This window comes from Bifidobacterium sp. ESL1133, assembly GCF_058107325.1.
Genome location: NZ_JBYLUI010000003.1, coordinates 109,235 through 125,989 on the forward strand (window position 1 = coordinate 109,235; position 16,755 = coordinate 125,989).

General features: G+C 57.8%; 9 protein-coding genes. 6 read left to right on the plus strand and 3 right to left on the minus strand.

Going from position 1 to position 16,755, the window contains the following annotated elements; translation table 11 throughout:
• Positions 1-23: 23 nt before the first annotated feature.
• Positions 24-587 carry a manganese efflux pump MntP gene (locus AC3B5A_RS04040; RefSeq protein ID WP_489760548.1) on the plus strand — a complete coding sequence of 188 codons (564 nt, stop codon included), beginning with the start codon at positions 24-26 and terminating at the stop codon, positions 585-587.
• Positions 588-672: 85 nt separating this feature from the next.
• Here AC3B5A_RS04040 and AC3B5A_RS04045 read toward each other — a convergent pair whose 3' ends face one another.
• Entirely contained in the window at positions 673-1,614 is a 942-nt protein-coding gene (locus AC3B5A_RS04045; RefSeq protein ID WP_489760549.1) for a hypothetical protein, read from the minus strand.
• A gap of 231 nt (positions 1,615-1,845) precedes the next feature.
• Between AC3B5A_RS04045 and AC3B5A_RS04050 the strand changes: the two genes are divergently transcribed.
• The 4 genes from AC3B5A_RS04050 to valS all read left to right on the plus strand — a co-directional run bounded on the left by AC3B5A_RS04050 (position 1,846) and on the right by valS (position 8,001).
• The gene (locus AC3B5A_RS04050) at positions 1,846-2,724 is read left to right on the plus strand and encodes a winged helix-turn-helix transcriptional regulator (RefSeq protein ID WP_489760551.1); all 879 of its coding nucleotides are present in this window, start codon (positions 1,846-1,848) and stop codon (positions 2,722-2,724) included.
• 133 nt (positions 2,725-2,857) lie between these two features.
• Entirely contained in the window at positions 2,858-3,487 is a 630-nt protein-coding gene (gene nth, locus AC3B5A_RS04055; protein WP_489760553.1) for an endonuclease III, read from the plus strand.
• A gap of 49 nt (positions 3,488-3,536) precedes the next feature.
• Positions 3,537-5,120: an ABC transporter substrate-binding protein gene (locus AC3B5A_RS04060; RefSeq protein WP_489760554.1), complete on the plus strand. Its 1,584-nt coding sequence runs from the start codon at positions 3,537-3,539 to the stop codon at positions 5,118-5,120.
• A 67-nt stretch (positions 5,121-5,187) separates the two neighbouring features.
• A complete protein-coding gene (gene valS / locus AC3B5A_RS04065; protein WP_489799067.1) occupies positions 5,188-8,001 on the plus strand; it encodes a valine--tRNA ligase in 2,814 nt (937 codons plus the stop codon).
• 6 nt (positions 8,002-8,007) lie between these two features.
• Here the strand turns inward: valS and AC3B5A_RS04070 are convergent, their stop codons facing one another.
• On the minus strand, positions 8,008-8,871 hold the full coding sequence (locus AC3B5A_RS04070; RefSeq protein WP_489799069.1) for an aldo/keto reductase: 864 nt from the start codon (positions 8,869-8,871) through the stop codon (positions 8,008-8,010).
• 496 nt (positions 8,872-9,367) lie between these two features.
• Between AC3B5A_RS04070 and AC3B5A_RS04075 the strand changes: the two genes are divergently transcribed.
• Positions 9,368-12,931 (plus strand): RCC1 domain-containing protein, encoded by a 3,564-nt coding sequence (locus AC3B5A_RS04075; protein WP_489799071.1) that lies wholly within the window; start codon positions 9,368-9,370, stop codon positions 12,929-12,931.
• On the opposite strand, the gene AC3B5A_RS04080 is transcribed toward AC3B5A_RS04075, so the two are convergent.
• Entirely contained in the window at positions 12,926-16,693 is a 3,768-nt protein-coding gene (locus tag AC3B5A_RS04080; protein WP_489799072.1) for a thiol reductant ABC exporter subunit CydD/CydC, read from the minus strand. The genes AC3B5A_RS04075 and AC3B5A_RS04080 overlap by 6 nt on opposite strands.
• Between the last annotated feature and the right edge of the window lie 62 nt (positions 16,694-16,755).

Consider the following 16,755-nt stretch of genomic DNA (forward strand, 5'->3'; position numbering starts at 1 on the left):
TCACTGCTACATTGAGGACAGCCATGATTGTTACCATTCTGCTCATCGCCGTTTCCGTCTCCATGGACGCGTTCGCCGTCTCGATTGGAAAAGGTCTTGCAGTGAAACGCATCCTGCCACAAGATGCCGCTAAAAATGCGCTGTGGCTTGGTGGTTTCCAAGGTTTGTTCCCCGTTTTGGGATTCTTTCTCGCTTCAACGTTTGGTAAATACATCGAAACGGTGGATCACTGGATTATTTTTGCCTTGCTTGCCCTTATCGGCGGCAATATGATTCGTGAAGCACTCAGCGATGAGGAGGAGGAACAGACGGCGCAATTTGACTGGAAGCATATGCTTCCGCTTGCCATCGCCTGCAGTCTCGACGCGTTTGCCGTAGGTATCAGTCTCAACTTGATGAGCATCAATATCTGGTTCGCTGCGCTGAGCATAGGACTGGTCACCGGAGTGTTTTCTGTGGTCGGGCTATATGTGGGACGCGCTTTCGGCGCACGTTGGCAGAAGCCTGCGGAGGTTGCGGGCGGTGTTATTCTCATCGCAATCGGTTTGAAAATCCTGCTCGAGCATCTTGGCATCATTGCTTGGTAAGCATCATTGCACGGTGAGGGGCAACACACTCTTTTCAACCGTTTACATGCATGTGTCATAGCAGATAACACCGCTGGCACCCCACTCAGACCAGCAGCATCATCAACGCGCCCAAAAACACCACCAGTCCGCTGAACATCACCGGCAACAATGCGATGCCCACCATGGCACCAGCGCCACTGGGCTTCGCTCCGTTCCGCTCGACCGAGTCCCCAGCTGACTTGCCGTACGTACCGTTGCCACATGCACCGTTGCTGTACTCGCCACTTTCATGCGCGCCGACCGCCTCCTGAGGCACTCCCCAAGACAGCACAAGCCCCGACGCACCAGCATTGCGGTACCACCAGTACGGCAATGCCATCAGCACCAGTACCACCAACGCAACAAGCGCCAGCACTGCAAGATGCATCCCGCTGATTCCCATACCATCGCGCGCACGCAGTCCACGCAAGAGCACAGGAGTAAACAGCCATCCTGAAGCCGAAGCCATCGCTGCCCCACTCAGCAGACTCGAAGACAGCGAAGCAACCATATGCGACCGTTCACGCCGCACCATCTGCGACAGAAACCCGACCACGACCAGCAGGCACCACAGCGCAAACAGCCCTAGCGCCCAGTTATGCAATGCTTCCAACAGCGCTGCCGTGTCGACGTTGCCATGCTCGTTCACGCCGTCCACAGCGTTGGCTCCACGCATGGCACCGAGCAGATCCCGGTACCCCAAGAATGCGAGTTCCACCGCGCCGACCACACTGACAAGACGATCCAGCACCGGCGCACGAGTCGGCAAGACCCCAACAAACGCAACCAGCACAAGCACCACGATATTCATAGAAGCGCCGACTTGCGCCCCCGCCCCGCGCCACCACACAAGCACTGCCAGCAGTACCAATACCACCAGCGAGACCACATGCGTCAACACTATGGGGGCGATTGCACGAGCAGCAACCGGTTCCTGCCTGTTGTGCGGTGCACTGCTGCCACCATGTGCTGCCGGCGATGCGCCTTCTGCGTTCGAGTGTGCCATAAACCCTGCCTCTTGGTACAAGACTCCAGTGGACCGTGTCCACAACCTACGACTAGAATACAGACAACCGCGCCGAATCAGCACGGTTACCAACAAGCTGTCAGTAAGTTACGATGAGCAGGGGCACACCACCACATACGGCGGTGACACCGTTACTTATTACCAACTCTTATATCCGCAATGCGGTTCTTCCTCAGTTGAAGTACCGCGGTGCACGCGGAAGGGGGAGCGATGCTCGATATCACGCTGATGACGCTCACGGCCGATCCGGCCAGCGTTATTCCCTCATTGGCCTTACTCTCCTACCGTGTTCGAGTACTGCCCACCAATGCTGCAAGCATAGTGAAACTTCCTGAGCAGACCGTGCTGCTGCTTGACGCACGGGAAGATCTGGTTCTGGCAAAAACACTGTGTAACCTGATACGTACGTCCGGTTTGACCGTTCCTATTCTTCTCATTGTGACCGAAGGCGGATTCACAGCGGTCAACGCCCAGTGGGGTATCGCCGACATCATTGTTGATTCTGCGTCCCCGGCTGAAGTGGAGGGACGGCTCAGGCTTGTTGGCGAACGTGGCTCCAACCCATCGCAGTTCACAGACTCCCAGGGGGTTGCCGAAGTCGGTGACGGGTGCATCTATGCCGGGGACTTGGTGGTTGATGTGAAAGGATATACCACTACACTTAGGGGCGAGCCTATTGATTTGGCGTACAAGGAGTTTGAGCTGCTGAAGTACTTGGCGCAGCACCCGCATCATGTGTTCACACGCTCCCAGCTCCTGCAGGAAGTGTGGGGTTATGACTACTACGGCGGTACACGTACCGTCGACGTACACATACGACGGCTGCGAGCTAAACTGGGCGGAGAGTATGAGCATCTCATCGGTACGGTACGCAATGTGGGATACCGTTTCGACCCCACCGACGGTAGGTCAGAGACCGCGCAAGCCAACGATGCCGAGCACCCCGTCGCCGGTGACACCCCAACCATCGGCACTGCCGCCACCGACTCTGCTGTCTCCACTAACCCTGCTGAATCCACTAACTCTACCGATTCCACCGATTCCACCGACTCCACCGATGCCGATCCTGCGCTGAAAGCCGGCGCCTGATATGCCCGCGACCAAAGCAACCCGCACCGGCAGCGCTGCCGCATCCCGCACAACCCACAAAGCAGGTGGAGCTGCCGCACGTAAACCAGCAACACACCGATCGAAAGAAACCAAAAAAGCACGCATTGCCCGCATGCACGCACAGTACGAAATACTGCGTGAACTCATTCCCAATCCCAAATGCGCGCTGGACTTTTCCACTCCTTTCCAACTACTGGTGGCCACCGTTCTCAGTGCACAAACCACCGACGTACGGGTCAACAGCGTTACACCAGAACTCTTCGCACGCTTTGGCGAGCCTCGTTTACTGGCCGTGGCACCTGCACAGGTGGTGGAGGACATCATCCATCCTGTCGGCTTCTACCATATGAAAGCCGCGCATATCATCGACCTATCAGCCCAGCTCGTACGCCGCTTTGGCGGCAAAGTGCCGGCCAATATGGACGACTTGGTAACCCTGCCGGGAGTGGGACGCAAGACCGCGAATGTGGTGCTCGGCAACGCGTTCGGCGTTCCGGGATTCCCGGTAGACACTCATGTCACCCGGCTTACCGGCCGATTGCACTGGCGCACTGACTGGAACAAACCCCACCCAGACCCAGTACATATCGAACACGAAATCACCGCTTGCTTCGCTCCCGAAGAGTGGACCGACCTTTCTCACCGTCTCATTCTCTTCGGCCGCTCCACCTGCCACGCCCGCCGTCCCGACTGCGCGAATTGCCCACTGAACGATACCTGCCCTTCCGCCGGAATCAACTGATGGCCGCCACAGCAGCACAACTCAGCCCCATCAGCTAGACTGCTGCAGTATGGCACAACGAGAGAAACAGCACAAACGCGGCCCGGGCATCACCCGTGCCCTCGCGTTCCTCGTTATTGTCGCGCTCTTGGCAGCCGGTGTGTGGTTCGGCGTAAGTTGGTACGGGCGCAGCCACGTGCTTCCCGACTTCTTGTCGATCAAAACCGGCCCCACTGCCACGGTGGGTGTGCACGGACCGGCTCCCAAGTCCCTCGATATTCGTGTGGCCGGCAACACCGGGGACAACGCCGACGACAATAGCCTCAACAACTCCATGCTGCGTCAAGTTCTGGTCGGCAATGTGTATGAGACGCTTGTGGGACGCGACGAGCACAACAGGCCGGCTCCCGGCATTGCCAAAAGCTGGAAGATATCCAAAGACGGTTTGAAATATACGTTCACCCTGAACGAGAAGATGCGGTTCTCCAACGGAGACACCCTTGAATCATCCGATGTCATCAACTCGTTGCAGATCAAAACCGACGGCAGCGACCCGGCTGCGGAAACCGACGGCCTGGTCAATATGAAATCGGCCGAAAACCCTACCCCTTCGACCGTTGTCATTCATCTTTCCAAGCCGAACCCAAGGCTGCTGTACGCACTCTCCACCAGCTCCGGCATCGTCTACGATTCCTCGGCCAACATCGACTATGCCAAACAGGCATTGGGATCGGGGCCGTTCACCGTCTCCAGCTTCCATAAGGGCGATTCGATCGTACTGGAACGCAACCCTGTATATTGGGGTAAAAAAGCCGCATGCCAGCAAATCACCGTGCGATATTTCAACGATACAGGCGCTCTGAAAACCGCCCTGCATGACGACCAGATTCAACTGGCGGCACTGCGTCCCTACGACAATCCGGATGCCTTCCGCGACGACCAATCCCTCACTGTTTCCACAGGAGAAACCACCTCCAAAGTGGTATTGGCACTTAATTCAGGCCCCGACTCCATCTTCTCCGACGAGCGTGCCCGCAAAGCCGTGCGCTACGTCGTCGACAACGCGGCACTGGCCAAAAGTCGCCCGCAGGCCGCAACTGTGCTTGCAGGCCCGGTAAGCCCACTTGAACCGGGATATGAGGATCTGACGGGCCGTTACCCGCCAAACCTAGCCACCGGGCGCAATAACATCAACTATTTCTCCCCGTCGTACATCGGCACATCAAAGTTCATTTGCCCGCAAGAATACGCGGATTTAGGGCAGGCTGTGGCAAACCAACTCAACCAGACCCGCCTCAACGTGGCCATCGAGATCCTTGATGACAGCGCGTTCTACGCCCGTTTGCAAAGCGGCAACTATACCATGGCACTAACCACCATGAACCGCACCGGAGACGCCGGCAACTTCGCCAATTCGTTGTTCGGCTACCAGAACAGCGAGGCACAGCAGCTTTACAGCAAAGCCATCACGGCGAACGGTGACGAGGCCTACCAGAGCGATTTGCGCGCTTACGCCAGCGTGCTGTGCGACGATGCCGCCTCGGATTGGCTCTTCACCGAACACAGCACAATAGTGTCCACGCGCGGCACCACCGGCTTCCCTGTCGACATGACCGATCAGCACCTGCCGCTTTCCGGTCTGAAAGTGAGCTGACCCAAGCCCACACACCACATGCGCCATCACTCGTGCATGTCATTATTCATGCTTAAACTTGGCCTTTATGACTACTGAGGACAACAAGAGCATCCAGGCGAACCTCTCCGCGCTGCCCGACCGAGCCGGTGTGGACGGACTCGAGGACAAGTGGCGCGCCGACTGGGACGAGAACGGCACCTATGAGTTCCGCATTCCGCGCAACAGCGACGGCAAACCCGACCGAACCGCCGTCTATTCCATCGATACCCCGCCGCCCACCGTCTCCGGAAGCCTGCACGTGGGGCACGTCTTCTCATACACCCACACCGATGTGATCGCCCGCTACGAGCGTATGCGCGGCAAGCAGGTCTTCTACCCCATGGGCTGGGACGACAACGGCCTGCCCACCGAGCGGCGCGTGCAGAACTATTACGGCGTGCGCGTGGACACCTCGCTCAAGTACGATCCCGACTTCAAACCGCCCTTCGAGGGCACTGACGGCAAGAAAGTCAACGCCAAGGATCAGGTTCCCATCAGCCGTAAGAACTTCGTGGAATTGTGCGAGCGCCTGACCGCACAGGATGAGCAGCAATTCGAGGAGTTGTGGCGCTCCTTGGGTATGTCCGTGGACTGGAAGCAGACCTACCACACCATCGGCGAACATCCGCAACGCGTGGCTCAGAAGGCGTTCCTACGCAACTTGGCGCGCGGCGAGGCCTATCAGAAAGATGCACCCGGCCTGTGGGACGTGACGTTCCAGACCGCCGTTGCTCAAGCCGAGCTGGAAAGCCGCGAATACCCGGGCTTCTACCACAAGGTGGCATTCCGCTTCGAAGACGGCACACCGATTTACATTGAGACCACGCGCCCCGAGCTGCTCGCGGCGTGCACCTCGCTCATCGCCAACCCTGATGACGAACGATACCAGCAATACTTTGGACAGTACGTCTATTCGCCCCTGTTCAAGGTGAAGGTGCCGATTCTGGCGCACCCTGCGGCCGAGATGGACAAGGGTGCCGGCATTGCCATGTGCTGCACGTTCGGCGATGTAACCGATGTGCAGTGGTGGCGCGAGCTGAACCTTCCCACCCGCCCGATCATCCAACGCAACGGGCGCATCTCGATGAGCGTGCCGGAATGGATCGAGGACGAGGGCGGCCGCTCCATCTTCGAAGAGACAGCCGGCAAGACGACCTTCTCCGCGCGGCAGATCATCGTGGATCATCTGCGCGAATCGGGCGATCTGGACGGCGAGCCGACTCCCACCAAGCGTATGACGAACTTCTACGAGAAGGGTGACAAACCGCTCGAAATCGTCACGTCGCGCCAATGGTACCTGAAGAACGGCGGCACTGATATGAAACTGCGTGCCGAACTGTTGGAGCGCGGCAAAGAACTGGAGTTCCATCCCGATTTCATGCGCGTGCGCTACGAGAACTGGGTCAACGGTCTGAACACCGATTGGCTTATCTCCCGCCAGCGTTTCTTCGGCGTACCGTTCCCGCTGTGGTACAAGCTTGATGAGCATGGCGAAGCGGACTACGCCCACCCCATCACCCCGGCCGAGGACCGTCTGCCCATCGACCCGACGAACGATGTGCCGGAAGGCTACAGCGAGTCCCAGCGTGATGTGCCCGGTGGATTCACCGCCGAGCAGGACATCATGGACACGTGGGGCACCTCGTCGCTCACCCCGCAGATCGTAACCCACTGGGCCGAGCCGGACCAGGAGAGCAAGGATCTCTTCGAGGCCACCTTCCCCATGGATCTGCGCCCGCAGGGTCAGGACATCATTCGCACGTGGCTGTTCAGCACAGTGGATCGCGCGCATTTGGAGAACGATTGCCTGCCATGGAAGCACACGGCGCTTTCTGGGTGGATTCTTGACCCTGACCATAAGAAGATGTCGAAGTCCAAGGGCAATGTGGTGGTTCCCAAGGAGCCGGTAGACAAGTATGGTGCCGATGCGGTGCGCTATTGGGCCGCTTCCGCGCGACTGGGACTTGATGCCACCTACGACGAAGGCCAGATGAAGATCGGCCGGCGTTTGGCCATGAAGCTGCTCAACGCCGCCAAGTTCGCTTTGGCCATCGGCCGTGAGGACGACAACCATCATGTAGGCTCCCCTGCTGTTGCCTCGTGGAATCCAGCCGATGTGACCGAACCGCTCGACCGCGCGGTAATGGCGCGTTTGGCCGCTGTGGTGGATGAGGCCACGGCGTCCATGGAAGCCTATGAGCATTCCAAGGCGCTCGAAACCATCGAGACGTTCTTCTGGCAGTTCTGCGACGACTACATTGAACTGGTCAAGAACCGCGCCTACGGCACTGCCGATTCGACCGGTCGCACGCCAAGCGAAGCGGCAGTCAAGTCCGCTCGCACCGCGCTGGGTCTGGGCCTTGAGGCATTCACTCGTCTCTTTGCTCCCTATCTGCCGTTCGCAACGGAAGAGGTATGGCATTGGATGCACGCCGGCGAGGGTTCCGTGCACACTGCCAGCTGGCCGGATGCCGCGCCATACCAGGCCGCTGCAGGGGCCGCTCAGCCTGAGGTCCTCGTCTGGGCAGGCAAAGCGTTGACCGAGCTGCGCGGTTTGAAGTCTCAGGCCAAGGTTTCCATGAAAACGCCGATTCTTTCGGCCACGCTTTCTGTACCGGCTCCGGGACTGGCTGCCGTTCAAGCCACGCTGGATGACATCGCGGAAGCAGGGCGCGTTACCGGATCTCTCACGGTGGAGATCACAGGGGGTACCGGTGCCATCGAGAAGAATTCCGAGGGAGCCGGCGCCACTGCCACACCTGCTGCCCCGGGAATGAATTCCGGCACTGGAACTGCAGATGAGGAACATGTTGCCGTCACGCAGTTCGAGCTTGGCGAAGCTCCGGCAAAGAAGAAGTAAGGCTATTCACGCGTAGGTGAAGGTGTTTGGGTCGTGGCCCATGATGCCTTCACCATCGAGTGCGCTGATTGCAGCATGCTCCTGCTCACTCAGCGAGATGCCGAAAATATCGAGGTTCTCACGCTGGCGATCCGAGTGCACCGATTTGGGAATCACAATGGTTCCTTCTTCAATGTGCCAACGCAGAATCACCTGAGCTGGTGAAACACCATGCCGGTGCGCAATGGATTGTACGGTGCCGTCCGCTAGGTCGGCACCGCGCGCCATTGGTGAGTATGCTTCAATGGCGATGCCGTGCTCCCTGCAGAACAAGACGACTTCACGCTGCTGATAGGTGGGGTGCAGCTCGATTTGGTTGACGGCAGGCCACTCCCCCGTCTCCTCGTGGAGCCGCTCCAAGTGCTCTGGGAGAAAATTGCATACACCGAGTGTGCGTACTCTGCCTTCTGCGCGCAGCTTGGACATCGCTTTCCAGCTTGCGCCGCTGCGCCAGTTGAACGGTGTAGGCCAGTGCAGCATATACATGTCTACATAGTCCAAACCCAACAGTCCAAGTTGCCTGTCGAAGGCGTGCAGTGCACTGTCGTACCCCTGTTCGGAATCCTTGAGCTTGGTGGTAATCCACAGATTCTTACGCGCTTCACCTGCATTGACCCCTACGGCACTGAGTGCACGCCCTACTCCACCCTCATTCTCGTACCCGGCCGCAGCATCAATGTGCCGGTAGCCGGCAGCGAGCGCCGATTCCACGACCGCCTGCACGTCATGGTCACTGATGCGCAGCACACCGAGACCCACCTGTGGTATCGCGTTACCGTCACGCAATACCATTGAAGTCGTAGTGCCGCCCCTAAGTTCACGTTCGTCCATGCCCCCTCCTCGAGTGTCAATTTCAGTCTACGGAAGCAGCGGGAGAACCGCATTCGGTCGCAGCGGCATCAACGCTGTTCCACAGCAGACCGGCCACGCAGATGACCGTAGATAAGGGGTACCGCCGGCATACCGAATGATGGCAGCGAACCACAGCAACACCTCATGCAGACATATGTTACGACACTCACTATAGATAAATGGCTAAAATCACATTGAGAGATATTTGTCAGATACCTTCATCGCCTCACTGCCGTAAGCCGCACAGTCCCACCCTCGGTTATCTCGGTTATTGCGCAACATACAACATACCGGACAATGCATTCCTTTTTGTCGAATAAAATGCATCTCTCTTGGGCACGTAAAGTAGTGATTACGCATGTATGCCAACAAACTCTTTTATTTTTGTACATACAATCTGGCTAATATCCTAGACATCCGCGCCACGAGAGCGGTATGAAGTTAGTACACCAAAACATAGGAAACGATACGCTCCATGAAGCACCAACGCACCACTTCGCGTAAAACCATGAATCGTGCACTCCGATTGGTACGTAACCCCCGTGCCGCCGCTACAGCATTGACAGCGCTCACCTGTGCCATAGCACTAACCCTCACCGCCACTTCCAGCAATGCCGAACCGCTACCCGACACCTCTATCGCCAATTCTTCCAGTTCCGACACCGCCGCACCCCACCAGATCGACACCGCTGACAGCACTGCCAATATAACAGTGCCCTCCGCCGGTCAGCAAACCAGCACGCCGATTACCTCAGCAGGCAGCACCGCGGATCACACCAACACCACCGACAAAACCGCCATCAAAGCCGTCCCTCAAACACAAGACCAACCCGCCTTTACCACCGACACCACATCGGGACCAGACCAAGGCGGCACCCGCATCGCCCTGACACCACACGACCCCGCCCCGGTCAGATTCACCCAACTATCAGCCGGCTACTACCACAGCCTCGCCCTCACCGACTCCGGCAGAATCTACACCTGGGGATACAACAACGTCGGCCAGCTCGGCGACGGCACCGTCATCAACAAAACCACCCCTACACCCATCACCATTCCCGGCAACCCCACCATCACCCAGATCAGCGCAGGCCAATACCACAACCTCGCTCTGGACAGCAACGGCCACCTCTGGGCATGGGGATGGAACATCTACGGCCAAATCGGCAACAACACGAAAACCAACCAAACCAAACCAACAGACATCACCCCCGCAGGAGTCACCTTCACCCAAGCCAAAGCCGGAGGCTACAACTCCATCGCCCTCACCAGCAACGGCAGAATCTACACCTGGGGATACAACAACAGATACCAGTTAGGCAACGGCACCACTACATTCACTATCCAAACCGTGCCCCAACCCATCGCCGTTCCCGACCTGCAAACTGGAGAGACCATCACCACAGTCAGCACCGGCGAATACTCCGTCTTCGCCCTCACCAGCATAGGCCGCGTCTATGCATGGGGATGGAACCTGTATGGTCAACTCGGCAACGGCACCAAGACCGACAGTCCAACTCCCAAACCCGTCAGCCTGCCCGCAGGAATCCGCATCGCCACCTTGGCCAACGGACGCAACCACACCCTCGCCCTCACCGATGACGGCAAACTCTACACTTGGGGATACAACAACCAATCCCAACTCGGCAACAACGCCAAAATCGACCGAACCACACCCGTACTCATCACCATCCCAGACCTGAGCTCCGGGGAGCGGATCGATATGCTGTCCGCAGGCGAGGCCAACAGCCTCATCCACACCAACCAAAACCGCGTGTTCACCTGGGGATGGAACAACGTCGGCCAACTCGGCAACGGCACCACCACCAACAGCCTGACCCCCAAACCAATCCCCAACCTCACCACCCGCAGCGCCATCGCCTGCGGATACAACCACACCCTGACCCTCACCGATAGCAGCAACGGCAACCTCATCGCATGGGGATACAACAACCAATCCCAACTCGGCAACGGCACCAACACCAACCAAACCAAACCCACCACACTCAACAGCATCACCCCGAGCATGACCGTCACTTCCGTCATCTTCGACACCATGCCAGGCGTCAATCTCGGCCTGCACCAAGCCGACGGCCACTGGATCGTCTACACCCCCGCTCACCCTGCAGGCCAAGTAACCATGACCATCAACCGGACACTCGACGGGCAACCCCAAACACCCATCACCACCCCTTACACCTATACTTTCACCCCCACCTACACCGTCACCTTCGACACCAAAGGCGGCAGCACACCACCAGCAGACCAACACATCCTACAAGGCAAAACACCAACCTGGCCAAGCACCAACCCCACCAAACCAGGCAGCCTGTTCAACGGATGGACCCTCGACGGCACCACACCATACGACTTCGACCAACCCGTCACCCGCGACACCACCATCACCGCCATGTGGGGCGAATTCACCGCAACACCCCTACGCGGACCCAAAGAAGGCGGCACCCAAGTCAACATCACCCCGCCAGAAAATTCCAAATTCCTCACACTCAGCTCGGGCGGATACTTCACACTCGTCAGAAGCGCCACCGGAGACGCGTACGGTTGGGGACTGGATCATTATGGACAGCTCGGCAACGGCACCATCAATAACAACGGATACAATCTCCCGCAAACGACCATGCAGCCGTCAGGCGTAAAATATACCGATATCATCGCCGGCGGATGCTCCGCCAACGCCATCGGTAACGACGGCAACACCTATGCTTTCGGGAACAACATGCAAGGCGTGGCCGGAATCGGCGACTATGAGCACATCAATCTCACCGTCCCGCAAAGGGTACAGATTCCGCAAGGGATCACACTCAGCCACATTGCCAAAAGCAAAACCACCATGTGCGTTCAGGAGTTCGCGTTGGCCGTGGGAAGCGACGGCAACACGTATAGCTGGGGCAGCAACACGGACAATACTTGGGACGAAGACGAACCGTATGATCGTGAACCGTTGCCGGGAAACGGTACCTTGGGCAACGGTACAACCGACAATTCGTCCGTACCGGTCAAGGTTATCCTGCCAGCAGGAGTGAGGTTTGTTCAACTCGCTGCCGGTGGCAACTTTGCACTCGGCCTTGGCGATGATGGCCTGATATATGCTTGGGGAAACAATTCCCTTGGTCAACTCGGCATCAACAACCCCGCGATCGCCGAATCCGCCGCCCCTGTTCGGGTTTTGACCCCAGCAGGAAAAACCTTCACTTCCATTAGCGCAGCATACAGCTCGGCCTATGCCATCGCTTCTGACGGCACGGCATGGGCTTGGGGAAACAACACCGACATATACAACGGCTCGAACATTCTGGGCGACGGCGTTCTAGGCGACGGCACCACCACCAATCGAATGGTGCCAGTGCAGATTACCCCTGCCGGAGTAAAATTCTCGCAAATCCGCGCGGGGCAGGAAAATGTCATCGCCCTCAGCGACAACGGTACCGTGTACTCATGGGGCAGCAACAACTCACATGGCATTCAAGGCAATGGCACCACACGAGCCAACTCCACACCAACGCCAATCAACAACAGCCTAGGACAACCGTTCGTAGCCGTCCAAATCGGCATAAGCGACGTTTCCTCCTATTTCACCACCACAGACGGCACCATGTGGGCATGCGGATACAACGAGGAAGGCCAGCTGGGCAACGGCACCAACCTCGACAGCAGCACACCGGTCAGAGTCAACATGCCGTTGGTCAACGTCACGCAGGTCAAGTTCGGCACAGGCACCGGTGCTAAGCCCGGCACACGGCTTGCTTGGGATTACCATAACGCAGTCTGGACAGTAATTTCTCCGGCTTATCAGCCTGGCGAAACCGACATGACTATCACTTGGACACTAAGCAATACAGCGCAAACACCAGCGGTCTTACGGTACACATACACCACCGCTATCCCAGCACTCAGCGCCTTACCATTCACTGGCAGCGACATCACCGCGTTGAGCATCACTGTTCTCAGCTCCACCATAGCCGCAGTGTTCCTCGGGATAGCCATATGGCTTCGTCATCGACAACTCACCGCCCTATAAGCGCACCACTCGGTCGGCGATCAGCATGGCCGAAGGGCGGTGGGACACCAGTACCATAGCTTTGCCTTGTTCGGTGGCGAACGCTCGGATAGACCCCAGAATGACAGCTTCGTTCAGCGTGTCCAGCCGGCTGGTCGGCTCGTCGAACAACATGAGGTCGGCATCTGTCAGGAACATTCGAGCCAGACCGATGCGCTGGCGTTCACCTTCAGAAAGCCTTCCGCCAAGCTCACCCACGCGCGTGTTCAGTCCATCAGGCAGACTCTCCACCAAGTCGGACACCGACGCCTGCCGCAGTGCCTCATACAGCTGTTCGTCGCTGGCCAAGGCATTGGCAACCCTGAGATTTTCTGCGATGGTGCCATCGAACAGATATGTTTCCTGGCTCATCATGGTCTGTACCTTGCGGCGGTGAGAAGACTCCACACGTGGCAGAGGCACCCCGGAAAGCCGTACCTCGCCACCTTGCGGATCCCAATAACGCATCAGCAACTTCAACATGGTGGACTTGCCGCGACCGGAAGGCCCTTGTATGCCCAGTACACCGCTGCTCGGCACATCCATATGCCAATCGCTCATTACCAGCGATTGCGGGGCACTGTCATAGGAGAACGATACCGACTCCATGGCCATGCCGGTATATGTCGGTCGTTCAGTTCCCTCTTCACACACTGCCGGCTGCTCGTCCAACAGCGCAAACAACCGACGTGCGGATGCAAAGGTCTGCGTCAAACTGGCCGGCAGCGAGTTCAGCGCAAGTGTGGGACCAAACGAACTCGACAAGAGCACTACTGCCACCAGCGCACTGCCTGCAGACAGACCACCTCCGGCAACCAGCAACAGCGCCAGAGAAGCAACTACTATGGTACTTCCGGTAACCGCTACGCCACCCAAACCGTTGAATATGCCGTTGCGCCGGCTGAGCCTGTTCTGCTCATGCCATAGTCCGCGGCTTCGGGTCAGAATGCCTTCCAACCGTTCGTTGCTGCGACCAAATCGGATGATCTCGTCGAGGCCACGCATGTCGTCAAGCATCACGTTATCAAGCGCTGCAGCGTCGCGCCGCAAGCGCCCGCCCACACCGCTCACCGCCATGGAGAACAGTTTGGGAAGCAATACGCCAACCAGCAGATGTGCCACGATGAGCACCAGCGCAAACTCTAGCCGGAGCGTGGCCAGCATGATGGTGTAGACCACGGATGTTATCACGGCTATGACCACCGGCGAGATGGTATGAGCAAAGAATATCTCCAACTTTTCAACGTCAGTGGTGATGAGCGAAACCAAGTCTCCGCTGCCTTTGCCGTCCAGTTTGGACGGAGCCAGTTTGCGCAACGCCGAGAACGCTTTGGAACGGAACAGCGCGAGCAAGCGGAAGGCCAGATTATGGTTCATGAATTGCTCTCCATACCGTGCCACGCCACGCAGCAGCGCACAGAGCACCATCGCCGCCGCTGCGACGCCGAGCGATATGCCCCACACGGGCTGCCCAACCGCGGCCAACAGCGCACACACGGCGAACACCGGCAGGAACGTACCGGCAAGATGTCCGATAACACCAAAGCAGCAGGCCGCCACCATGAACGGCGCCAACGGCCCAACCTGTCCCAACAACCGACGAATCACAGCGAAAGAGCCCATCGGTTTGGCATCAGGAGAAGAGCCGGAAGATGAGAGCGATGCAGCGGTACCGGATTGCGATGCGCCCATTGAGGAGTGTACAGACGAGTGTACAGAGGAGTGCGCCGGCTCAGTTGCCAGGTCCGGAAGCTGCTCGGCAAGCTCATCCTCAGCAGGCACCTGCGCATGCAATGACGCTGCATCATCACCGTATACAGTTCGTTCGATGCTGTTCTGCCCCTCATAAAGCCGTGCATACTGACCGTGGACACCAAGCAGCTCGCTATGCGTGCCACGTTCCACCACTTCACCTTGACGGAACACCACAATCTGGTCAGCCTCCACGGCGTCCGCCAAACGATGCGTGACCATAAGCACTGTTTTGGATTGCGCCAAACGGCGTATGGTAGTGACAATCATGCGCTCACTTTCAGCATCCACACTGCTGGTCGCCTCGTCAAACACATAAATGGGGCTGTCTCGCAAGAGCGCCCGTGCGATGGCGATACGCTGGCGTTGTCCACCGGACAGATTGCGCGCATCCTGATCGATACGCAGGTCCAGACCATCGGCATGCGAGCGCACGAACTGGTCGATGTGGGCATCTTCCAGCGCCTGCCACAGTTGGGATTCGCTGGCCTGTGGGTTGGCCATGAGCAGATTGTCACGCAACGTGGCCGGGAACAGATGGCTTTGCGCCGACACCAACGTGATGGTGTTTGCCGATGCAGCGGAACTCAATGCTTTGATTTCGACAGTGCCGGGCGCGCAAGACGTTGAAGACGCAGAATCGAAGGTGAGTTTGATGGAACCGTCATAGCCGTATATCGAACCGGCGAGAAGATCGACCGCCGTCGATTTACCTGATCCGGAGGAACCTACGATGGCCGTGAGCGAATGAGGTTTCGCCTCAAAATTCACGTCGCGCAGAGCCACAACCGGTACAGTATCGGATTGTTTGACATCATTGCCGGTCTCACCTCTGCGCGGCCGTCCGGTTGATTTGCCGGCATCGATACCACTGTTGGTGTAGGCAAATTCCACGTGAGTGAAAGCGACTGCCACATCATGAGCGTCATGCGGCATCTCTGCTTGCCCACGTTCTGGCACCGGTGCGTCCAACAGGGCGAAGATGCGCTTGGATGAGGTCATGCCATTCATGGCCACGTGGAAATACGAGCCAAGCTGACGCAACGGCAGGAAGAAACTCACCGCAAGCAGCACGATGACCACTGCGGCGGAAAGGTCAATGCGCCCGGTGGTGAACTGCCAAATCGCCACGCCCATTCCGGCTGCGGCACCGCCATAAGCCACCAGATCCATCGCAGCCAATGACTGCAGTTCGATCTGCAGCACTTTCATGGTCGAAATGCGAAAACGCTCCGATTCCTTGTCCATCTTCTCGCCCGCCACCGCATCGGCGTCGAAAATCTTCAGTGTTTCAAGACCTTGCAGATTATCGAGGAACGTAGCTCCCAAATCAGTGTACGATGTCCAGTATTTGCCGAAAATACGAGCGGCGGTCATCGACACCAGTCCCAGCACCACAATGATCATGGGTGAGCAGACGAGCAGCACGAGCGCGGCGGGCACACTGATGGGAGCCAGTGCCACAAACAATGTCAGTGGAGCCAATACCGCAAAGAACAGTTGCGGAAGGAAGAGCTCGAAGAAACTTTGAATCTGGTCAATGCCTTCGCCGGCGGATTGCACCACATCCGAGGTGCGCACCTGCTGCGCATACGAGGGGCCCAAGTCAAGCATTTTCTGGTACAGTTTGCCGCGCAACGCCACCTTGGATTGCTCCGAAGCACGTGTACCGAAATACTGCCCACAGCGGGTGGCGATATATTTGAGCAGTACCACCAACACAAACACCACCACATACGCGCCCAACGGTGCCGGGTCAGACTGTGCGCCGCTTAAGGATGAAAGCGTACCGTCCACAGTACGCCATAGGGCTTGCACTGATGACTGACCGTGGGAATGCCAACCCAGCTGTAAGAACAGGTTGCCGGTGAAACCCACCAAGATGAACGCAAAGGCTATGTCCGTGAGCAATGAGACCCACAGCGAAAGGACTTTGGCGGCAACCAGCCAGCCTATTTGCGGGGTAAGAGAGAAGAGACGCTTATCGAACATTGCACCAATCCGGTCAGGTGGGCGCACAAGCCAAGCTAGGCCACACGCCCACAAGGAGCCAC

Bases quoted from the DNA above. Each gene is read 5' to 3' on its own strand.
- AC3B5A_RS04040 (WP_489760548.1), top strand. From the start codon at position 24: ATGATTGTTACCATTCTGCTCATCGCCGTTTCCGTCTCCATGGACGCG.
- AC3B5A_RS04045 (WP_489760549.1), bottom strand. From the start codon at position 1,614: ATGGCACACTCGAACGCAGAAGGCGCATCGCCGGCAGCACATGGTGGC.
- AC3B5A_RS04050 (WP_489760551.1), top strand. From the start codon at position 1,846: ATGCTCGATATCACGCTGATGACGCTCACGGCCGATCCGGCCAGCGTT.
- nth (WP_489760553.1), top strand. From the start codon at position 2,858: ATGCACGCACAGTACGAAATACTGCGTGAACTCATTCCCAATCCCAAA.
- AC3B5A_RS04060 (WP_489760554.1), top strand. From the start codon at position 3,537: ATGGCACAACGAGAGAAACAGCACAAACGCGGCCCGGGCATCACCCGT.
- valS (WP_489799067.1), top strand. From the start codon at position 5,188: ATGACTACTGAGGACAACAAGAGCATCCAGGCGAACCTCTCCGCGCTG.
- AC3B5A_RS04070 (WP_489799069.1), bottom strand. From the start codon at position 8,871: ATGGACGAACGTGAACTTAGGGGCGGCACTACGACTTCAATGGTATTG.
- AC3B5A_RS04075 (WP_489799071.1), top strand. From the start codon at position 9,368: ATGAAGCACCAACGCACCACTTCGCGTAAAACCATGAATCGTGCACTC.
- AC3B5A_RS04080 (WP_489799072.1), bottom strand. From the start codon at position 16,693: ATGTTCGATAAGCGTCTCTTCTCTCTTACCCCGCAAATAGGCTGGCTG.